We start from the raw sequence: 20,100 nt of genomic DNA, 5'->3' as shown, positions 1-20,100 counted from the left end.
TCGCGTTTGCCGTGGCGGGCAGGTACGGCCCAATACGGACCGATACACACCGCTACAGGGTTGCGGGATGCCGGTTACCCATGCCGTCCAGAATGGGTTGCGGCGAATGGCCGCCGCGAATGAAACAGGAGACGCATCATGCAGACGGACGACAGGAAAGGATTCGACCACGCGCATTTGCAGGCATGGTGGGCCGCCACCCGCGACTACCTGTCCGCGGATCTGGAAAATCTGCCAAGGGCCATTGACCGGGCCGGTGATGGCTGGCCGCCGTCGCAGATGGACAGCCACGGTGGCCGCAAACGCTTCATCGCCCGGGCAAGAGGCCGGTGCCTGCGTTCGCTCGGATGCGGGGAACACGACGATCCGCTGCGGGAACTGGAGCGCGCCTTCCAACGGCAGATTGCCTTCATCGCGTGGCATCCCGAGGTTCCCAGACGCTTGTTGACCTGGTTGCGCCAGGACGGCGATGTACGCCTGAGACGGCGTATCCAGGCGCTCATCGGCCACTATGCCGGCCGTCTCGCCAGGCTCATCGGCCAGGCTCGGCAACAGGGCCTGGTCAGGTCCGACATCGAACCGCAGTCCGAGGCGATGCGCCTGGTCGGGCTGATCCAGAACCTGGCGCTGGGCATCGACCCGTGCACCACTCACCGGGAAACCCTGTTCAGGGAGGCGGCCAGCACCTTCGCCCTGTTCCGGGCCGGGCTCTCGAACCATTCGCCAGGCCCAGACTACGGCGCGGACGCTTTTGCCGCGTTGGGGGCTGCGCTGGTCCAGCCTTTGGATTGCCCCCGTGCGGCAGTGGAGTAAACGATGCGGATGAAGATGCTCCCCCGGCAAGACGCGATGGCCGCACTGCGTTTTCCCGTCGTGATCGGTATGGGTCTGGCCTTGCTCGGCTGCGCCAGCCCGCCGCCCGCGGTTAGCCCCGCGCGTCCGGCCGTTGCCGAAGCCGATGTGCATGCCTCCGTCCCCGCCGAGCGGCCATCCCACGCCAGGCCGGATTTTTCCGGGCACTGGAAGCTCGATGCCAAGGCCAGCGACGACCCGCTGGAAAAGGCCAGGAAGTCCACGCAGACGGCGCGACAAGCCAGCGGCGGCGGGCGCGGCATGGGCCGGGGTGGTGGCATGGGCGGCAAACGCCAGGGGCGCGGCACATCGGCAGGCAGGGATGGCGGCGGGCTGCCATCCGGCGAATTGGCTGCGTTGCTGGTGCCATTGGCGGAACTCCACATCACCCAGCAGGACCCGATGCTGCTGATCACCGACGAAAACGACCGGCACCAGCGCCTCTACACCGATTTTCGTGGTGCCAGCGTTTCCGCCTCGGGCGGCTTGCGGCAGCGGGTGAGCATCGCGGGCTGGGAAGGCGGCACCCTGGTGGTCGAGTCCACGGTGCTCGGCGGGAAACTGACCCAGCGCTACCAGATCGACGAAACAGGACAACTCGTCATCGCCTCGGTGGCCCAGGTTTCCGGGGCGCGGCCGGTTTCATATCGTCTCGTGTATGGACGCATGCCGCCCGGGGCCGCGCTGGCAAGCCGTGGATCGGCCGAGGGTCAGTGAACCGGGTCTATGCCGCTACGGTCCCCCGACCGCCGACGCCGTCCGTTCCTCGCCCCCCAGGTCGCGCAGCACCTCCAGCGCACCGGCCAGGATTTCCTTGCGCCGCTCCAGGGAATACACCATGTAGGCCGGCAGGGTGAAGGACGGCTGCCCTTGCAGCAGCCACAACTCGCCCGCTTCAACCAGATCGCGGGTGATGCGCCAGGGGAAGTAGCCGCTGCCACCGCAATGAAGAATCTGCTGCATCACCAGCCAGCCGATGTTGGCGGTGATGGCCGGGGCGGCCAGATCGGGAAAAGCGGTGCCGAACTGGCTGTGGAATTCCGCGCCCCAATCCATGTGGATGTAACCCGGATCGGGCCAGGGCCGGGCGGGGTCGGTCGCCACCAGCACCAGTTTTTCCTCGAACAGCCGCTCGATCCCCAGACCCGGCCGGTTTTCCGGGGTGTACAGCAGGCCGATGTCCACCGTGCCTTGCACCACGCCTTGCAGGGTGTCTTCCTCGAAGCCCACTTCCAGATGCAGGGATATGTCCGGATGATGTGTGCGCATGCGCGCGACCCACTGCGGCAGAAAGCCATCCCACAAGGCGATGCGCCCGCGCAGGGTGAGGCTGCCCTTGAAACCGGCCGGCAGGCCCACTTCGTGGCGCGCCTGTTCCAGGGTGCGCACCAGGGCATGGGCATGGCGCAGGAAGCGGTGCCCGGCGGGGGTGAGCTCCGCGCCGCCGCGCCCGCGCAGGAACAACTGCGCGCCGAGCTGGGTTTCCAGGGTCTGGATGCGCGCGCTCACCGTCGATTGGGTGACATGCAGGCGCTGCGCCGCGCCGACGAAGTTGCCGGTGGCGGCCACGGCGAGAAAGGTCCGGGCGAATTCGATGTCCATAGCGCGATGTCCATAGGGGTTATGTATCGGGAAAACGAATATTAAAAGCCAAATAAAAGCGTTTGTCTGATGGAATGCTGCCCCTTAGCCTGAAACCCCGCCATATACAGGGTCACGGCCATGACGCATCCGGATAGCCATCTTCACCTGCCCCAGCCCACCGGCAATACCCGTGTGCTGTGGATTTCCTTCCTGGCCTTTTCGCTGGGCTTCGCTGTCTGGGGGATGTTTGCCGCCCTCGGCCCGTTTCTCATCAAGTGGTATCACTTCAGCCCCACCCAGGCGCTTATCCTCGCCGCGATGCCGCCTTTTTTCGCCACGGTGGTGAGCATTCCGCTGGGCATCCTGGCGGATCGCTACGGTGGCCGTCCGGTGTTCACGCTGCTGCTGTTGAGTCTGTGCCTGCCACTGTTCTCCGGGCTGTTCGCGGAAAGCTATCTCTCCTTCCTGCTTTTGGGCCTCATGCTCGGTCTGGGCGGGGCGAGTTTCGTGGTGGGCAATGCCCATGTCTCGTCGTGGTATCCCAAATCGAAGCAGGGCACGGCACTCGGGCTGTTCGGCCTGGGCAACATCGGTATCAGCCTGGGCATGGTGGCGGTCGCCTATCTCATCACCCATGTGCTGGGCGGCCCGGAAGGCTATGCGCCGCTGCCGGCCAGATTCAGCTTCGGTGCCTTCTCCGGCTGGCGATTGATCTTCCTGATCTTCGCCATTCCCACGTTTTTCATGGCGCTGGCCTATTGGTTCTTCACCGCCGATTCACCGCACAAGCAGCACAAGGGCGTGTCGCTGCGCGAGGTGGCGGCGGTGTACCGCTCGGGCAAATTGGTATGGCTGGTGACTTATTTGTATTGGGTGGCTTTCGGCACCCTGACCTTCTTCGCCGCCACCCTGCCGACCTATCTGGTCGATCAATGGCGGGTGGACAGTACCGATGCCTCGATGGTCTATACCGCGCTACTCGTCGTGTGCGTCGCCATCACCCGGCCTCTGGGCGGCTGGCTGGCCGACCGCATCGATACCCTGAAGCTGTTGGGCTGGATGTTTGCGGCCACGAGCCTGCTGGCGTTCATTCTGATAGGACAGGTCTCGTTGCCGGTGCAGTTGTTCGCCGTCTATGCGCTGGCCCTGCTGTCAGGGGCGTCCGCCGCCGCGGTCATCAAGCTGATTCCGACCTATTTCAGGCATGTCGGCGCGGTGAGCGGGCTGGCCAAGGCGGCGGGCGCGGCCTGCGGCTTCACCATGACGGTCACCCTGGCGGCCAGCAAGCATCTTTTGGGTGGCTATACTGTTAATCAGCGTGCAAATCTGACCAGGCAACCGGGGTAAACAGCGTGCAAATTTGACCACCCTGGTTGAGTCAAGATGCCGCCCTTTTGGCGGAGCAACCTGGAGTGATCAGCATGGAGAGTTTGTTGAAGCTGCGGCGAAAAGCCCTGGTCAAGGGGGAACCGATCAGCCGCATCGCCCGCGACCTGAACCTGTCGCGCAATACCGTCAAGAAGTACCTCAAGGCCGAGATGGAGCCGGTCTACCAGAGAAGTCACCAACCCTGCCCCAAGCTGGGCAAGTACCGTCAGCAACTGGAGACCTGGCTGGAACAGGACGGCCAACGCCCCAAGGGGCAACGGCGCACTGCCCGGCGGCTGTACGAAGATCTTCAGCGGGAGGGCTATGCCGGCGCCTACGACAGCGTGCAGCGCTTCGTGAAGCACTGGAAGGGCAAAGCCCCCACCCCCGCCTGCGACGCCTATGTGCCCCTGAGCTTCCCCCCGGGCGAGACCTGCCAGTTCGACTGGAGTCATGAGCAGGTGGAACTGGGCGGCGTGGTGCAGACCGTCAAGCTCGCCCACTTCCGCCTGGCCCACAGCCGCCAGACGTTCCTGGCGGCCTACCCCCGGGAAACCCAGGAGATGGTCTTTGACGCCCACAACCGGGCCTTCGCCTTCTTCGGAGGCGTACCCGAGCGGATGGTCTACGACAACCCCAAGACCATCGTCCAGGTCATTTACGCGGGCAAGGAACGCCAGTTCAACCGCCGCTTCCTGGCCCTGGCCAGCCACTACCTGTTTGAGCCCGTGGCCTGTACTCCGGCTTCAGGTTGGGGCGAGGCAGGGTTTCGCAAAGCATGCTTTGCGCTGCCGCAGCCGGCCCGGTATGCAGACCGGGCCGTGGGGCGCGGAGCGAGGGGCAAGTGGAGAACCAGGTGGGCAACGTCCGGGAATGGCTGTTCACCCCCCGACCGTCCTTTGCTGACTTCAGCGCACTCAACGCCTGGCTGGAAGTCCGCTGCCGGGAATTGGCCCAGCGTGCCCACCCCGAGCAGAAGGACCGCCCCATCGCCGAGGTGTTCACCGAGGAACAGGCCCGGCTGCGCCCCATCGCCGCCCCCTTCGACGGCTACTTCGAGCAACCCTGCCGGGTGTCCAGCACCTGCCTGGTGAGCTACGACCGCAACCGCTACAGCGTCCCGGCGGAGTTTGCCGGCCAACGGGTGTCCCTGCGCGCCTGGGCGGATCGAATCGGGGTGGTGGCCGAAGGCCGTCTCATCGCCGAGCATGTCCGCAACTTCGGGCGGGAACGGTTGATCCTCGACCCCTGGCATTACCTGCCGGTGCTGGAACGCAAACCTGGGGCCCTGCGCCATGGCGCCCCCTTCCAGGGTTGGAAGCTGCCCGCGCCCATCTTCGCGGTGAAGGAACGCCTGCTGAAACAGCCCCAGGGCGACCGGGCCTTCGTGGAGGTGCTCTTGGCCCTGCGGGAACACGGCTCCGAGATCCTGACCGTGGCCTGTGATCTGGCCCTGGAACACCGTACCGTCACGGCGCCGGTCATTCTCAACCACGTGGCCCGCCTGGTGGCGCCGCCGCCGCCCCTCTCCACTGTGGTGACCGCCCTGATGCTCAAGGAAGCCCCCGCAGCCAACTGTGCCCGCTACGATGCCCTGCGCGGGAGGTCTCCATGCTGACCGAGTCCATCCAGTCCCTGAAGGCCATGCACCTCTATGGCATGGCCACCGCACTGGCGGAACTGGAGGCCGAGCGGTCCCGCATCCCCCCCAGTCCGGAGGTCTGGCTCAAACGCCTGATCGAGGCCGAGCAGGTGGATCGCCAGACCCGTTCCCTGCGTTATCAGTTGCGGGTGGCCAAGTTCCCCATGCACCGGGACTTCGCTACCTTCAATTGGCAGGAGTCCAGCCTCGACCAGGCCCAGGTTCAGCAACTGGCCACCGGGGCGTTCATGGCAGCGGCCCATAACCTGATCCTGGTGGGCGGGACCGGCACCGGCAAGACCCATGTGGCCATCGCCCTGGGGGTGGCGGCCATCCATGCCGGCAAGCGGGTGCGCTTCTTCAATGCGGTGGACCTGGTGAACCAGTTGGAGCGGGAGAAGGCCCAGGGCCGGGCGGGCGCCCTGGCCCGGCATCTTGCCCAGATGGATGCCGTGATTCTGGATGAACTGGGATATCTGCCGTTCCCGGCAGCGGGTGGGGCTTTGCTGTTCCACCTCATCAGCCAGCTCTATGAACGCACCAGCCTGATCGTCACCACCAACCTGGCCTTCGCGGAATGGGTCCAGGTCTTCGGGGACGCGAAGATGACCACCGCGCTCCTGGACAGGCTCACCCACCACTGCGACATCCTCGAAACCGGTAACGATTCCTTCCGTTTCAAGCACCGCAATCAGCCACGCTGACCCTGGTCAAAATTCAACGCTGACAGGTGGTCAATATTGCGCGCTGATTGACACTCAACAATTCACTCAATCTCGTGGTGCCGCGCGGGCTGCGCTGCGTGTGGCCGGCCCTGGGGCTGCTCGTCGGTCTGACCTGGCTCGAACTTGGCTTAGGCATCACCCTCGACCCCTATGCCACGGCCTTGCTCGCGCTTCTCATCGTGGTGCTGGCCACGGCCTCCCTGGCGATTTTTCGGCGCCGCGCGTTTTGCCACTATTTCTGCCCGGTAGGCCGCACCGTGGGGGCCTATGCGCAACTGGCGGCGGTGGAACTGCGCCCCGTCGACACCGACCTTTGCGCCCGCTGCAAGACCCTGGATTGCCACCACGGCAACGCAGCGGTGGAACCGTGCCCCACCGGTCTGGTGATGGGGCGGCTCACACAAAACACCTACTGCACGTCCTGCGGCAACTGCGCTCAAAGCTGCCCGCACGGCAACGTGGCCTGGCGTTTGCGTTCCCCCGGCATCGAAGCCGAACAGGGCGCGCGCCCGCATTGGGACGAGGCGGTCTTCATGCTCGCCCTGCTGGCGCTCACCGCCTTGCATGGGCTGTCCATGATGACCTTCTGGGAAGACTGGATGCGCACCCTGGCCCGCGCCATCGGCGACAGCGGCCGCCTGCTGTGGAGCTTCAGCCTTGGGCTTGTGGCCTGTCTTGCCGCCGTGGCCGGGGCCTATGCCCTCACGGCAGCGGCCACCCGCCGCCTGACCCGCAGCCGCCTGCCGTTCAAACGGTTTCTGACCACTTTCGCTTTCGCGGCACTCCCCCTCGCAATCGCCTACCACATGGCGCACAACCTCAATCATCTGGTGCGGGAAAGTGCGGGGGTCACCCAGGTATTGCACAACCCGCTGGGCACGGGGGCACTGCCCTTCAGCATGGCGGAAAAACAGGTGCGGCACATGAACCTGCTGCTCTGGCAGGACACGCTCTTTGCCATGCAGGCCGGCCTGCTGGTGCTGGGTTTTCTCGTCGCCGTGCGCATCGTGCGCCGACGCGGCGCGGCGGTGCTCGAAGCGGATCGGGCAGGGCAGGTCTGGCGGCTCCTTCCGATGCTGCTGTTCGCCGCCGGCATCACCGGCTTCAACCTCTGGTTGCTGATGCAGCCGATGGTGATGCGCTTGTAAATTGGGTGAAAACGGATGGATCGTCGAGCGTTCTTCCTCCAGGCCTTTCGCAATACGGGCGAAAAAGTCGTCAAGCTGTGCGATGCCAAGGCCAACCAGCAGGCCGCCCACTGGATTCGCCCGCCCTACGCCCGGGACGAGCTGGAGTTCCTGCTGGCCTGCACGCGCTGCGGTGCCTGCATGGAGGCCTGCCCCCACGAGGTGATCTTTCCACTGGCGGTCCGGCTCGGTATCACCGTGGCCGGCACGCCAGCGTTGAACCTGCTCCACAAGGGCTGCCATCTGTGCGACGGGTGGCCGTGCGTCGCCGCCTGCGAACCGGGCGCCCTGAGAAAGGCCGCCGAAGATGCCGAGGCGGGGCTGCGGCCTTTTGCCCGGGTCCATATTGATACAGAGGCTTGTCTGCCCCACCAAGGCCCGGAGTGCGGGGCCTGCGAAGGCAGTTGTCCCATCCCCGGTGCGCTGGTGTGGGACCTGTATCGCCCCCGCATCGACCCCGAGCATTGCGTGGGCTGCGCCCTGTGCCGCGAGGCCTGCATCGTGAAACCTGCTGCCATCAGGGTCGAGGCGATTGCGCGTACCGCAGAAGTTGCCTGAAATTCATTGATATCCCCGGTCATGGATCAGCCTGCAGGTCAGGAAGGGGCGGCATGAGCTGATTGACCCCCTTGCCGGGCGTGGGCCGCGCCGATTCCGGGGTGACGATGCAGTGGGGGGCGGTCATGGAAAGGGTACCGGCCCTGCCTCGCCGCCGGTACTGCTGGAAAAGGGCTGGGCGCGAAGCACGGATGGGCTTTGAGAAGGCTCCATACCGCCGGATAATCAGGGCTCCTGGTTTTCTCCGCTTCCCATGAACATGAAAAAAGTCCTGTTGCCCCTGCTGTTGCTGGCCCTGGGCATCGGCGGCTTCATGGCCCTCAAGGCCACCCGGCCCAAGCCCCCCGTGGCCCAGGCCCAGGAACCCGTCTGGCGCGTGAAGGCCGTGCCCGTGCGGGTGGAAACCGCCAGTCCCGTGCTGAACCTTAACGGCAAGGTGGAGAGTCCGGACGAGACCCAGGCCGCCGCGCCGGGGGTGGGCCGGGTGCTGGTGGTGCGGGTCCGGGAAGGCCAGGCGGTGGCGAAGGGACAACTGCTGCTGGAACTGGACCCACGGGACTTCCTGCCCAGGGTGGAGCAGGCCCGGGGCCAGGTGCGGGAATTGGAGGCGGCCATCGCCAGCGAGCACCTGCGCCACCAGGCGGACCTGGACCAGCTGGCCCAGGAGCGGCGCCTGCAGGATTTCGCGGCTGCCGACGTGGACCGATTCGAGCGCCTGCAAAAGGAAAACTTCTATTCCCAGGCGGCGGTGGAACAGAGCCGTTCCAACCTGTCCCGCCAGCAGATAAGCGTGCGTGGCCGGGAACTGGCCATCGCCGACCACAAGGCGCGCCTGGCCCAGCTCCAGGCCAGGCTGGTCCAGGCAAATGCCAGCCTGGACCAGGCGGACCTGGCCTACCAGCGCAGCCGGGTTGTGGCCCCCTTCCCGGGACATGTGGCCCAGGTGGCCGTGGCGGCGGGGGACCAGGTAAACACAGGCCAGGCGCTGGTGAAGATGTATCCCTCGGCTGGCCTGGAGGTGCGGGCCAAGCTGCCTGCTCCCCTGCAGGACGAGTTCCTCGCCACCCTCCGCCAAGGAGAACATGCCCAGGCCTACGCCCGCATGGGGGATGCCGTGCTGAGTTTCCGCCTTGCCCGGGTGGCTGGCGCCGCGGATGCCCGGGGTCTGGACGGCTTCTTCGTGCTGGCCCGGGGCGCTGCCGTGCTGCGGGTGGGCGAACTGGTGAGCCTGAACGTGGTGCGGGCGCCCCTGGTGGGGGTTGTGTCCGTGCCCTACGGGGCCCTCTTCGGTGGCAACCGGGTCTATCGCATCGAAGGCGACCGCCTCAATGCGGTGAACGTGGAGGTGCTGGGCGAGGCGGCCAGCAACGAGGTGGTCAGCGGTGAACCGGCCCAGGCGGGCCAGCCCGCCCGCCTGCTGGTACGCGCTGCCGCCCTGAAGGACGGTGAGCGGCTGCTGGCCACCCACCTGCCCAATGCCGTTACCGGCTTGAAGGTAGAGGTGATCAAGTGAGTGGATCAGTGAAGGGAGAAGGGGGAAGGGGGAAGGGTAGAACCCGGCCCCACGCTGACCTCCACCCTTCACCCTTTACCCTTCCCCCTTCACTCCGCAAAGCATGAAACGCCAGGATCTCCTCGGTTCCTTCGTCCACCATCCGGTGGCGGCCAACCTGTTGATGATCATGCTGATCCTGGCGGGCTTGTTTGCCCTTTCCCGGCTCAACGTGCAGTTCTTCCCCAACTTCAACCTGGACGTGGTCACGGTCAGGGTGGAATGGCGGGGGGCGGCGGCGGAGGACGTGGACGAGGGCATAACCACGCCCATCGAGCAAAAGCTCAAGACGGTCTCCGGGGTGAAGCACGTCACCTCCACCTCCAGCCAGGGCGTCAGCAGCATCAGCATCGAGTTCCATGAGGGCGTGGACCCCGTAAGCGCCGTGGACGAGGTCAAGCAGGCGGTGGACCAGTTCCGTAACCTGCCCCAGGACGCCAAGCAGCCGGAGGTGGCCCGGGTGATCCGCTACGAGCCCATCGCCCGGGTGCTCCTGGTGGGAGACAGCCTGGAGGAACTGCGGCACCTGGCACGCCGGTTCGAGAAGGACCTGCTGGCCCGGGGCGTGGACAAGGTGGACCTGCTGGGACTGCCCGACGAAGAGGTATCCATCGACGTGCCCGCCCGGGAGCTGGAGCGACTGGGCCTGACACTGGACCAGGTGGGGAGCCGCCTGGCCGCCACCAACCGGGACCTGCCCGCCGGTGCCGTGGGCGGCGAAGGGCCGGGGGGCGAGGTGGAGCGGGAAGTGCGGGGCGTGAACCTGCGCAAGGACCCCAGGGACTACGCCGACCTGCCCCTGGTGACGGAGGCGGGCACCCGGGTGGAACTGGGGCAAGTCGCGCAGATCAGCCGGGGTGCCCGGGATGGCAGCGTATTCATGGAGGTCGGGGACAAGCCAGCAGTGCAGTTGTTGCTGCAGCGGGCGGAGGAGGGCAACTCCCTCAAGGCCGCCGAGCGCATGCAGGCCTGGCTGGAGGCGGCACGGCCCACCCTGCCGCCCACGGTGCAGCTGCATGTTTACGACGAAACCTGGAGCCTCATCGAGGACCGCATCGGACTGCTGGTGAAAAACGGCGCCCAGGGCCTGCTCATCGTGGTGCTGATCCTGCTGCTGTTCCTCAACGGCCGGGTCACCTTATGGGTGGCCATGGGCATTCCCACCGCCTTCATGGCCACCCTGGGGGTGGTGTGGCTGGTGGGAGGCTCCATCAACATGATCAGCCTGTTCGCCCTCATCATGGCCCTGGGGGTCATCGTGGACGACGCCATCGTCGTGGGGGAGGATGCCTACGCCCACCACAAGATGGGGGAGGACCCCCTGTACGCCTCGGAAGGCGGCGCCCGGCGCATGTTCTGGCCCGTCATCGCCTCCAGCCTCACCACCGTGGCGGCCTTCCTGCCCCTCATGCTGGTGTCCGGTCCCATTGGCAAGATCATGTTCGACATCCCCTTCATCATGGTGTGCGTGCTCATCGCCTCGGTGGTGGAGTGCTTCCTCATCCTGCCGGCCCATTTGCGCAACGCCTTCGTCAAGGACACGGGGCACCAGGCCAGTCGTCTGCGGCAACGCCTGGAAGGCGGGTTCGCCCATTTCCGCGACGGCATTTTCAGGCCCCTGGTCACCCGGGCCATCGACTATCGAGGCGTGACCCTGACCACCGGAGTGGCGGTGCTGATCCTGGTGGTGGGGCTGCTGGAAGGCGGCCGCGTGAAGTTCACCTTCTTCCCCACGCCGGAACCCTCCGTGGTGTACGCCAACGCCACCTTCGCCAGCGGCACCCCCCGGGCCCGGGTGGACGATTTCCTGGCCCATCTGCGCCATACCCTGGCGGATACCGAGAAGTCCTACGGCACGAAGCTCATCCTCCAGGCCGTGAGCCAGAGCGGCGCCCTCACGGGCGCCAACGTGCGCCAGGGTGACCAGTTCGGCGCCGTCACCGTGGAGCTCATCCCTTCCGACCACCGGGAAGTGCGCACCGAGTCTTTCGTTCAGGCCTGGCAGGACCGCATCCATGTGCCCGCCGGCATGGAGAACTTCGTGCTGGTCACCCGGCGCCAGGGTCCCCCCGGGGGTGATCTGGTGATCCGGCTCCAGGGCCAGAACCCCCATACCCTCAAGCAGGCCGCCCTGGAACTCCAGACCAGCCTGCGCCAGATCCAGGGGGTGTACGGCATCGAGGACGACATGCCTTATGGCCGGGAACAACTCCTGTTCAAGCTCACCCCTGCCGGCGAGTCCCTGGGCCTGACCCTGGACGAGCTTTCGCGCCAGCTGCGCGCCGCCCTGGACGGCAAGCTGGTGCAACTCTTCCAGGATGGGGCCGACGAGGTGGAGGTGCGGGTGCGCCTGCCGGCGGAGGAGCGGGCCAGCCTGTCCCTGCTGGACCGCTTCAACGTACGCACCCCCGACGGCAGCTGGGTGCCTCTCACCACCGTGGCCACCTGGTCCACTCGCCAGGGTTTCGAAGCCCTGCGCCACGCGGAAAACAACCTGGCGGTGGAGGTGAACGCCACGGTGAACAGTACCGAGGCCAACGTCAACGAGATACTCTCTGGCCTGTCCGAGAACGACATGCCCCGCCTGGAAAACAAGTACGGCGTGCGATGGACCTTCGAGGGCAGGGCGGCGGACCAGCGGGAGACCATGGCGGACATGAAGACCGGGCTCATGCTGGGCCTGGCCTTCATCTACCTGATCCTGGCCTGGGTGTTCGGGCATTACGGCTGGCCCCTGATCATCATGCTGGCCATCCCCTTCGGCCTGGTGGGGGCCGTCACCGGCCACTGGCTAATGGGCATCGACCTCACCGTGCTGTCCCTGTTCGGCCTGTTCGGCCTGTCTGGCATCGTCGTCAACGATTCCATCGTGCTGGTGGAGTTCTACCGCCAGGAACGCCAGAAGGGCGTGCCCGTGCGGGAGGCCCTCATCAACGCCGCCTGCCTGCGCCTGCGCGCCATCCTGCTCACCTCCCTCACCACCATCGGCGGCCTGTCCACGCTTATGATGGAGACTTCACTCCAGGCCCAGTTCCTCATCCCCATGGCCACCAGCATCACCTTCGGCCTGGCGGCCACCACCTTCATCGCCCTGCTTTGGCTGCCGGCCATGCTCTCTCTGTACGAGTCGGGCCACGTGCGCCTGATGCGCCTGATGGGCAGGCCGGCACCGGTTTGAGGGTGCCATGGACAAGCACGCCGTCCGCTTCTTCGACACCCAGTTCCAGCGCCAGGTGGCCGGCGGTGAATTCGATCTTAATCCCTTCGAGCGCCTGGCCCTGCCATACCTGGAAGGCGAGGTGCTGGACCTGGGCTGCGGCCTGGGCAACCTGGCCCTGGAGGCGGCCAGGGCCGGCTGCCGGGTCACGGCCCTGGACGGAAGCCCCGCAGGCATCGCCTACCTGAGGGAGATGGCCATGGGCGCCGGACTGGAACTCGTGGTCCACGAGGCGGACCTGGCCCATTACAGGCTGGACCGGGAGTACGACACCATAGTTGCCATCGGCCTGCTCATGTTCTTTCCCCAGGCCCGGGCCGAGGCCATGTTGGCGGACATCATCGCCCACGTGCGGCCTGGCGGCGTGGTGGCCCTGAATGTGCTGACCCAGGGCACCAGCTTCCTGGGCATGTTCGAACCCGGCCACTATCACCTTTTTCCCCAGGGGGGCCTGGAAGATGCCCTGGGCGGCTGGGACATGCTGGCGGTATCCCGCCACAGATTTCCCGCCCTCCGGGACACCTGCAAGGACTTCGATACGGTCATCGCCCGACGGCCACGGCGGTAGGTTCAGGGAAATTTTCCCGGCATCTCCTGGAGTGCAGCTCGACCGCAGGGTAGTCCCAAGTGCTTCATGAGCAACCAGTGTGGTCGCTAGTCCAGATTGCCGTCCCGAGGGTTCAGCCGCCGGGCCATGATGGACTGGGTGTCCCATGGCGTCCTACTGCAAGAAATATGGCGCACCGCTGGACACGCCACGGTTGCACGCCAACCCGGGTCACGCCGGGAGCGAGTTGACCTGCACCGACACTTTGAGCAAGGGTATCTGGCCAGGGGGGCCGATGAAGTTGCCTGCCACCGGCGGTACGGCTTCCGGGTGACGGGCCACGGCCGTGGCGATGTGCCGATTGCCCACCACCTCGCCGCTGGTGGGATCGAATCCCTTCCAGCCGGCGCCTGGCAGATAGACCTCGGCCCAGGCATGGGTCGAACAGTTCTGCGCCTCGGTGGCCACCGAGTAGAGATAGCCGCTGACGAACCGGCTGGCCAGCCCAAGGCACCTGCATGCCTCCATCAACAAGGCCGCGAAATCCCTGCAGGACCCGCTGTTGCGCGACAAGGTCAGCCCGGGGGGCTGAACGCCCTCTTCCTCCCGCATCTGATAGAAAAACCGCGAGGCGATTTCCCGGTTCATCCGGTCCACCAGCACGAAGGTTTCCATGGACTGGAGCAGGCCCAGTCCCTCCAGCCAGCACCGCACAGCCTCTGTGCCGGACGGATGGATGGATTGCAGGAAGGGCACCAGGTCGGGCAGTTCCGCCTGGTTGTAGTCGAAGGGGTGGATGACCGCGTAGTCATCCACCAGGAAATCGAAGGGGTTGTCCTCGTAATGCTGGATGACCACGTTGCTGGCAAAACGCACCCGGTCGGAAGGCTCGACAAAGCTCACCAGCGCCATCGAGTTGTCCAGCACATCCCGCTTCCACTGCAGCAGATGGCCAGGAAAGATATCCAGGGTCGAGGATTCGATCCTGACGTTGTGGTTCTCCCGTGGGCGCAGCAAAAGCCTATGGGGCAACAGCGATACCGGTGCAGCGAAGAGGTACTCCGTGACGTGGCTGATATTCAGGCGACGCATGAAAGCCTGGCAGTGGAATAGGCGGGAGTGGTTGCCTGAGGGCGTTTAAAACATGCACCACCAACCCGTGAACGGGGGTCGCTCATGCCAGGAGCCGCTTGAAGATCCACTTGCGGTTGGCGTTGTCATCAGGGGCCTGCATCAGTTCCCAACCCTGGGCGCCGAGTTTGTTCAGCGCCATTTCCACGGCCTGGTCATAGGCCTTGGTCCGTTCGCGTTCCCTGCCGCCATGGCCCCGGGAGGCATTTTCCGCCTCTTCATGGAAATCGCTGCGGACCAGGTATTCAAAGCGTGTCATGGAAGTTCCTTCGGGGAGACACCGGAAAGGCCGGTGAAGGACCCAATGTAACGCAGTAGGGCGGCCGATGCCGAACAGGCAGGTAGCCCTTGCCGACAGAACGTACGGCCAGGCATGGCGCATTCATGAAGATCCGCCCCTCAATCCATGCTCACCATGCTTGCCCGGTGTGTCCACATCCGCTTGCCGCATCCGCGTACTGGACCGTCCTGGCGCCCCTTACAAGTGGAGGCTTAAAGGGTGGTTATGGAGTATTGCTTGAACACGGCGCGGGCGTCCTGATGGGCCCGGTCCAGGGTGCGCAGGGAAGGGTCGTCGTCGTGGTCGACAAAGAAGTCATCGGCCTGGGCGCGCATGACCATCTGGACGGCGGCCTCTTCGCTCACGTCGTAGTTCTCGTAGATCAGGGTGGTGACTTCGTCGAGGAATTCTTCGTAGGTCATGGGCGTTCAGGTTTTCTATGATGTTGTCCGGCCGCTATTCGCGGACCTTGCCCCGCTGGGCCTTAACCGTGGCGCGCCGGGCCTTGTCCTCCCTGCGCCGGGCGACGGAGGCCCGGGTGGGCCGGGTGGGGCGGCGGGCCTTGGGGGGCGCGGCGATACCGTCGATGAGTTCCTCCAGCCGGCGCAGGGCTTCGGCGCGGTTCTTTTCCAGGCTGCGGAATTTCTGCGCCTTGATGATGACCACGCCATCCTTGCTGATGCGCTGGTCGCCCAGTCTGAGGAGTCGCTCGCGGATGTCCTCCGGCAGGGAGGAGGCGGTAATGTCGAAGCGCAGGTGGACGGCGTTGGAGACCTTGTTCACGTTCTGCCCCCCGGCGCCCTGGGCGCGGATGGCGCTGAATTCCACTTCCTCAGGCGGGATGGTGATGGGGGGGCGCATGGAACGGTATGGGCTGGGAGGCAGGCCGTGGGGCAGGATTGTGGCGACATTGTAGGGCGCTGCTCCAGGTGCCGCGAATAAATGCGCCTTGTGTCGCCACAGGCCTATACTCAGGGCACTTGAATGGCTCCGGCCGCAGTCAGTGGCGGGTCGTGGGGGCAATGCCCTCCCGTTCCACCGCTCATCGCTCCTCGGGTGCACCCACAACATGATCAGGAGCAAACACCATGTCCAAGACCCAGAAATCCAACAAGGAAGTGAAGAAGCAGGCCGCGTTGAACCCCAAGGAGAAGAAGGCGGCGAAGATGGCGAAGAAGCACGCGGGGGACGTCGTTCCCCTGACCATCAAAGCCAAATGAGTCCCTGCTTTAAGCCCTGCCCCGTAAGGTAAACCCGATTTAGCCCCTTTCCGGCCGGGAAGGGGCGGTACGGGGTTACTTTGCCGGCGCCACCTTGGGCAGCTTCCAGATATCCGTGTTGTATTCCTCCATGGTGCGGTCCGTGGAGAACTTGCCGCTGGTGGCGGTGTTGAGAATGCTCATGCGCACCCAGTGCTCCCGGTCCCGATAGGAGGCGGCTGCCATCTCCTGGGCATCCACGAAGGCGCGGAAGTCGGCGGCCACCAGCCAGGGGTCGTGGGGGCTGCGGATGGCTTCGATGATGGGGTCGAACAGTCCGGGTTCGAAGTGGTTGAAGAGGCCGGATTCCAGCAGGCGCATGACCCGGCCCAGATCCGGGTCGGCGGCGATGAGGGCGTTGGGGTCGTAGTGGGCGCGGGTGGCATCCACTTCAGCTGCGTTGAGGCCGAAGAGGAAGAAATTGTCGTCGCCGGCTTCCTCGCGGATCTCGATGTTGGCCCCGTCCAGGGTGCCGATGGTGATGGCGCCGTTCATCATGAACTTCATGTTGCCCGTGCCGGAGGCCTCCTTGCCCGCGGTGGATATCTGCTCCGAGAGATCGGTGCCGGGGGCGATGATCTCCATGGCGGACACCCGATAGTTGGGCAGGAAGGCCACCTTGAGGCGGCCGTTCACGGCGGGGTCGCCGTTCACCATGTCCGCCACCTTGCAGATGAGGGTGATGATGCGCTTGGCCATGAAGTAGCCGGGCGCGGCCTTGCCGCCGATGAGCACGCAGCGGTCGGTCCAGTCCTGGTCCTCGCCGTTTTTCAGGCGGGCGTAGAGGTGGATGACGTGGAGGATGTTGAGAAGCTGGCGCTTGTATTCGTGGATGCGTTTCACCTGGACGTCGAACATGGCGTCCGGATTGAAATCCACCTTGCAATCCTTCTTCACCAGAGCCGCCAGGCGGACCTTGTTGGCCCGCTTCACATCATGCCAGCGGGCGCGGAAGGTTGGGTCGTCCGCCTTGGCCGCCAGGGTCTTCAGGTCTTCCAGCCGGGTGACCCAGCCGCCGCCGATGGTCTCGGTGATGAGCCGGTTGAGGCCCGGGTTGGCGGCAGCCAGCCAGCGGCGCTGGGTGACGCCGTTGGTCTTGTTGTTGAATTTCTGCGGCCACAGCTCGTGGAAGTCCCGGAACAGGCCCTGCTTGAGCAGGTCGGAGTGGAGCGCGGCGACGCCGTTGACGGAAAAGCTGCCGACGATGGCCAGGTAGGCCATGCGCACCTGGGGCTCGTGGCCTTCCTCGATAAGGGACATGCGGGACATGCGCTCGTTGTCGCCGGGCCAGCGCCGGGCCACCTCGGTGAGGAAGCGGGCGTTGATCTCATAGATGATCTCAAGCAGCCGGGGCAGGAGCTGGCGGAACAGGCGCACGGGCCACCTCTCCAGGGCCTCGGGAAGCAGGGTGTGGTTGGTGTAGGCCATGGTGCGGCTGGTGATGGCCCAGGCCTCGTCCCACTCCATCATGCTCTCGTCCATGAGCAGGCGCATCAGTTCCGCCACGGCGATGGTGGGATGGGTGTCGTTGAGCTGGAATACGTTCTTCTCGGCGAAGTGGCTCAGGTCCATGCCATGGTGGAGTTCCCAGCGGGCCAGCACGTCCTGGAGGCTGGCGGAGGCCAGGAAATACTGCTGCTTCAGGCGCAGTTCCTTGCCGTTCTCGCTGGCGTCATTGGGGTAGAGCACCATGGTGATGTTCTCGGCGGCGTTCTTGGCCGCCACCGACTCGGTGTAGGAACCGGCGTTGAATTCCTTCAGGTCGAACTCGTCCGTGGCGGAGGCGCTCCACAGGCGCAGCACGTTCACGGTGTCGTTCTCGTAGCCGGGGATAGGGGTGTCGTAGGGCACCGCCAGCACGTCCTCGGTGTCCACCCAGCGCACATGCTGGCGGCCCTTGCTGTCCACGTAGGTTTCCGTCAGGCCGTAGTACTGGATGCGGCGGGTGTGTTCCGGCCGCTCCAGTTCCCAGGGGTTGCCGTCCCGCAGCCAGTGGTCAGGTTCCTCCACCTGGCGGCCGTGCTCGATGTGCTGGCGGAACATGCCGTATTCGTAGCGGATTCCGTAGCCCATGACGGGCAGCTGCAGAGTGGCGCAACTGTCCAGGAAGCAGGCCGCAAGGCGGCCCAGGCCGCCGTTGCCCAGGCCTGCGTCGTGCTCCACGTCCATGAGCTCTTCCAGGTCCAGGCCCAGGCGCTTCAGGGCCTGGTGGGCGGCCTCGTCCAGGCCCAGGTTCAGCAGGGCGTTGTTGAGGGTGCGGCCCATGAGGAATTCCAGGGACAGGTAGTAGGCGTGCCGGGCGTCGGCCTGTTCGTAGGCGGTGCGGGTGCGTTTCCAGCGTTCCATGAGGCGGTCCCGCAGGGCCAGGGTCAGGGCCTGGTAGGGGTAGTGGGTGGAGCGGCAGTGGTTGTCACGGCCAAGAAAGCTGCCGAAGTAGCGGCGGATGTCCAGGGCCAGGGCCTGGTCGTCCATGCCCAGGGCGGGCATTTCGTAAAGCTCGCTGGTGGGCTGGCTATGACGCAGGGGTTTCATGCGGAGGGAGGCGGGCTTGGGGACCATGGTGGCGGGCGATATGAATATTGTTGTAGCCCCACAGCATAATGGCCCTGTCGGGGCATGCAAACATCAGGGATGGCCCCGGGCTGTTTTGGCGGGGGCTTTGTAGCCTGGAAGTCCAGGGGTTCCAGGCTAATGGGGTGGGTATTCCTTTCGCAGCCGCGCCAGTTCGGCCCGGTAGCGTTCCCCGTCGCCGTAGTCGAGGAACCGGTGGTAGCGCGCGTGGGGCTGGGCCTGGCGGCGGGCGTGCTTGATGGGGCACCAGAATTGCTCGGTGCGGGCCACGATCTCCCGGGCGAAGGCCATGAGGCCGTTGGCGTAACTGCAATAGGCGCAGTTCACGCGCTCGATCCAGTTCAGGTAGGGCAGCAGGCCACGGTCGAAGACGAAGTAGTCGGCGCGGCGGATGGGTGGAATGCCGTACACGGGAAAGCAGACGCCTTGGTAGACCGTCACCATCAGGTCCAGCAGCAACAGGGGGACGATGGAGGCATAGATCACCGGGGCGGTGAGCAGGTGGCTCGGGGGGGTGTCCAGCAGGTAGCGCAGGCTGCCCGTGCGGAAGCGGAGCTGCATGGCCCGCATCTCCTGTTCGATGCGCACCCGATGGTCCTCGATGCGGTAGCGGAACTTGGCCCGCTTTGACTCCAGGTCTGCCTCCAGCTCGGTTTCCAGTTCCTGGATGCGGCGCAGGAGTTCTTCGATTCGGGGATTCATGGTGCGCTCCAGGGTAACAGGCCGGGATGATGGTACAGGGCAGGCAACCCGCGCCATGCGAAAATCCGCGCCATGAAAAACCAAGCTTCCATCCTCATCACCGGTTGTTCCTCCGGCATCGGCCTGGCCGTGGCCAAGGGCCTGGCTGACCGGAACTGGCGCGTGTTCGCCACTGCCCGGCGCCAGCAGGACGTGGACGTCCTGAAAGCCATGGGCCTGGAGAGCCTGGTCCTGGACCTGGACGATTCCGCCAGCGTCCAGGCCGCGGCCACGGAGGTGCTGGCCCGGGCCGGGGGGCGCCTGGATGCCTTGTTCAACAACGGCGGCTTCGGCCAGGTGGGGGCGGTGGAAGATCTGACCCGGGCAGCCTTGCGGGAGCAGTTCGAGACCAACCTGTTCGGCTGGGTGGAATTGACCAACCTCCTGCTCCCCGCCATGCGGGCCGCCGGCCGGGGGCGCATCGTCCTCAACAGCTCGGTGCTGGGCTATGCCGCCTTCCCCTACCGGGGAGCCTACGTGGCCGCCAAGTTCGCCCTGGAGGGCCTGGCCGACACCCTGCGCCAGGAACTGCAGGGCACGGGCATCCACGTCAGCCTGGTGGAGCCGGGTCCCATCACCTCCCGGTTCCGGGAGAACTGCCTGCCCCACTTTGAAAAGCATGTCGACTGGCGCCACAGCGTGCACCGGGCCAGCTACGAGCGGCAACTGGAGCGCCTGCGCAAGCCGGGCCCCGCCGCCCCCTTCACCCTGCCGCCGGAGGCGGTGCTGGAGAGAGTGATCCACGCCCTGGAAAGTGACCGGCCCCGGGCCCGCTACCCGGTCACGGTGCCATCCGTGGCTTTCTGGTGGCTGAAGCGGCTGCTGTCCACCCGCATGATGGACCGGGTGCTTCTGAAAGCGTCAGGCGGGGGAGGGCGGTAGGGTG

At 65.6% G+C, this 20,100-nt stretch carries 17 protein-coding genes and 1 pseudogene; 11 read left to right on the top strand and 7 right to left on the bottom strand.

The genetic code is table 11. The features are described from left to right. The first annotated feature begins 138 nt into the window (after positions 1-138). Together H6935_03795 and H6935_03790 are read left to right on the top strand one after the other, a co-directional pair. Positions 139-813 carry a hypothetical protein gene (locus H6935_03795; GenBank protein ID MCP5277467.1) on the top strand — a complete coding sequence of 225 codons (675 nt, stop codon included), beginning with the start codon at positions 139-141 and terminating at the stop codon, positions 811-813. A 3-nt stretch (positions 814-816) separates the two neighbouring features. After that, positions 817-1,569, top strand: a complete 753-nt coding sequence (locus H6935_03790) for a hypothetical protein (protein ID MCP5277466.1) — start codon at positions 817-819, stop codon at positions 1,567-1,569. A gap of 15 nt (positions 1,570-1,584) precedes the next feature. On the opposite strand, the gene H6935_03785 is transcribed toward H6935_03790, so the two are convergent. After that, positions 1,585-2,454, bottom strand: a complete 870-nt coding sequence (locus tag H6935_03785; GenBank protein ID MCP5277465.1) for a LysR family transcriptional regulator — start codon at positions 2,452-2,454, stop codon at positions 1,585-1,587. Positions 2,455-2,574: 120 nt separating this feature from the next. Here H6935_03785 and H6935_03780 point away from each other — a divergent pair, with 120 nt between their 5' ends. The 8 genes and pseudogenes from H6935_03780 to H6935_03745 all read left to right on the top strand — a co-directional run bounded on the left by H6935_03780 (position 2,575) and on the right by H6935_03745 (position 13,253). Continuing rightward, positions 2,575-3,783 (top strand): MFS transporter, encoded by a 1,209-nt coding sequence (locus tag H6935_03780; GenBank protein ID MCP5277464.1) that lies wholly within the window; start codon positions 2,575-2,577, stop codon positions 3,781-3,783. 65 nt (positions 3,784-3,848) lie between these two features. Then, positions 3,849-5,422 (top strand): annotated as a pseudogene (locus H6935_03775) (IS21 family transposase). Beyond that, positions 5,416-6,150, top strand: a complete 735-nt coding sequence (locus H6935_03770; protein ID MCP5277463.1) for an ATP-binding protein — start codon at positions 5,416-5,418, stop codon at positions 6,148-6,150. The pseudogene H6935_03775 and the gene H6935_03770 overlap by 7 nt, the downstream one beginning before the upstream one ends. 47 nt (positions 6,151-6,197) lie before the next feature. Continuing rightward, entirely contained in the window at positions 6,198-7,319 is a 1,122-nt protein-coding gene (locus H6935_03765; protein MCP5277462.1) for a 4Fe-4S binding protein, read from the top strand. A gap of 15 nt (positions 7,320-7,334) precedes the next feature. Further along, on the top strand, positions 7,335-7,916 hold the full coding sequence (locus tag H6935_03760) for a 4Fe-4S binding protein (GenBank protein MCP5277461.1): 582 nt from the start codon (positions 7,335-7,337) through the stop codon (positions 7,914-7,916). 253 nt (positions 7,917-8,169) lie between these two features. After that, positions 8,170-9,429, top strand: coding sequence for a biotin/lipoyl-binding protein (locus H6935_03755; GenBank protein ID MCP5277460.1), 1,260 nt, complete (start codon positions 8,170-8,172; stop codon positions 9,427-9,429). A 103-nt stretch (positions 9,430-9,532) separates the two neighbouring features. Continuing rightward, entirely contained in the window at positions 9,533-12,646 is a 3,114-nt protein-coding gene (locus tag H6935_03750; protein ID MCP5277459.1) for an efflux RND transporter permease subunit, read from the top strand. Positions 12,647-12,653: 7 nt separating this feature from the next. After that, entirely contained in the window at positions 12,654-13,253 is a 600-nt protein-coding gene (locus H6935_03745; protein ID MCP5277458.1) for a class I SAM-dependent methyltransferase, read from the top strand. A 210-nt stretch (positions 13,254-13,463) separates the two neighbouring features. Here the strand turns inward: H6935_03745 and H6935_03740 are convergent, their stop codons facing one another. The 6 genes from H6935_03740 to H6935_03715 all read right to left on the bottom strand — a co-directional run bounded on the left by H6935_03740 (position 13,464) and on the right by H6935_03715 (position 19,175). Further along, complete coding sequence (locus tag H6935_03740) at positions 13,464-14,324, bottom strand: transglutaminase family protein (protein ID MCP5277457.1); 861 nt, start codon at positions 14,322-14,324, stop codon at positions 13,464-13,466. Positions 14,325-14,406: 82 nt separating this feature from the next. Continuing rightward, positions 14,407-14,622 (bottom strand): hypothetical protein, encoded by a 216-nt coding sequence (locus H6935_03735; protein MCP5277456.1) that lies wholly within the window; start codon positions 14,620-14,622, stop codon positions 14,407-14,409. Positions 14,623-14,855: 233 nt separating this feature from the next. Beyond that, positions 14,856-15,065, bottom strand: a complete 210-nt coding sequence (locus tag H6935_03730; GenBank protein MCP5277455.1) for a hypothetical protein — start codon at positions 15,063-15,065, stop codon at positions 14,856-14,858. Positions 15,066-15,099: 34 nt separating this feature from the next. Next, the gene (gene arfB, locus H6935_03725; GenBank protein ID MCP5277454.1) at positions 15,100-15,504 is read right to left on the bottom strand and encodes an aminoacyl-tRNA hydrolase; all 405 of its coding nucleotides are present in this window, start codon (positions 15,502-15,504) and stop codon (positions 15,100-15,102) included. A gap of 434 nt (positions 15,505-15,938) precedes the next feature. After that, entirely contained in the window at positions 15,939-18,374 is a 2,436-nt protein-coding gene (locus H6935_03720; GenBank protein ID MCP5277453.1) for a glycogen/starch/alpha-glucan phosphorylase, read from the bottom strand. A 216-nt stretch (positions 18,375-18,590) separates the two neighbouring features. Continuing rightward, positions 18,591-19,175, bottom strand: coding sequence for a hypothetical protein (locus tag H6935_03715; GenBank protein ID MCP5277452.1), 585 nt, complete (start codon positions 19,173-19,175; stop codon positions 18,591-18,593). Between the two features lie 72 nt (positions 19,176-19,247). Here H6935_03715 and H6935_03710 point away from each other — a divergent pair, with 72 nt between their 5' ends. Further along, positions 19,248-20,096 carry an SDR family NAD(P)-dependent oxidoreductase gene (locus tag H6935_03710; protein MCP5277451.1) on the top strand — a complete coding sequence of 283 codons (849 nt, stop codon included), beginning with the start codon at positions 19,248-19,250 and terminating at the stop codon, positions 20,094-20,096. The last annotated feature ends 4 nt before the right edge of the window (positions 20,097-20,100 follow it).

Source organism: Thiobacillus sp., from assembly GCA_024235835.1.
Lineage (GTDB): Bacteria > Pseudomonadota > Gammaproteobacteria > Burkholderiales > Thiobacillaceae > PFJX01.
The sequence above is the reverse complement of the archived record's forward strand: the minus strand, read 5'-3'. Positions and strand labels throughout refer to the sequence as shown.

Coding starts and splice junctions, on each gene's coding strand:
- H6935_03795 (MCP5277467.1), top strand. CDS start 139: ATGCAGACGGACGACAGGAAAGGATTCGACCACGCGCATTTGCAGGCA.
- H6935_03790 (MCP5277466.1), top strand. CDS start 817: ATGCGGATGAAGATGCTCCCCCGGCAAGACGCGATGGCCGCACTGCGT.
- H6935_03785 (MCP5277465.1), bottom strand. CDS start 2,454: ATGGACATCGAATTCGCCCGGACCTTTCTCGCCGTGGCCGCCACCGGC.
- H6935_03780 (MCP5277464.1), top strand. CDS start 2,575: ATGACGCATCCGGATAGCCATCTTCACCTGCCCCAGCCCACCGGCAAT.
- H6935_03770 (MCP5277463.1), top strand. CDS start 5,416: ATGCTGACCGAGTCCATCCAGTCCCTGAAGGCCATGCACCTCTATGGC.
- H6935_03760 (MCP5277461.1), top strand. CDS start 7,335: ATGGATCGTCGAGCGTTCTTCCTCCAGGCCTTTCGCAATACGGGCGAA.
- H6935_03755 (MCP5277460.1), top strand. CDS start 8,170: ATGAACATGAAAAAAGTCCTGTTGCCCCTGCTGTTGCTGGCCCTGGGC.
- H6935_03750 (MCP5277459.1), top strand. CDS start 9,533: ATGAAACGCCAGGATCTCCTCGGTTCCTTCGTCCACCATCCGGTGGCG.
- H6935_03745 (MCP5277458.1), top strand. CDS start 12,654: ATGGACAAGCACGCCGTCCGCTTCTTCGACACCCAGTTCCAGCGCCAG.
- H6935_03740 (MCP5277457.1), bottom strand. CDS start 14,324: ATGCGTCGCCTGAATATCAGCCACGTCACGGAGTACCTCTTCGCTGCA.
- H6935_03735 (MCP5277456.1), bottom strand. CDS start 14,622: ATGACACGCTTTGAATACCTGGTCCGCAGCGATTTCCATGAAGAGGCG.
- H6935_03730 (MCP5277455.1), bottom strand. CDS start 15,065: ATGACCTACGAAGAATTCCTCGACGAAGTCACCACCCTGATCTACGAG.
- arfB (MCP5277454.1), bottom strand. CDS start 15,504: ATGCGCCCCCCCATCACCATCCCGCCTGAGGAAGTGGAATTCAGCGCC.
- H6935_03720 (MCP5277453.1), bottom strand. CDS start 18,374: ATGGACGACCAGGCCCTGGCCCTGGACATCCGCCGCTACTTCGGCAGC.
- H6935_03715 (MCP5277452.1), bottom strand. CDS start 19,175: ATGAATCCCCGAATCGAAGAACTCCTGCGCCGCATCCAGGAACTGGAA.
- H6935_03710 (MCP5277451.1), top strand. CDS start 19,248: ATGAAAAACCAAGCTTCCATCCTCATCACCGGTTGTTCCTCCGGCATC.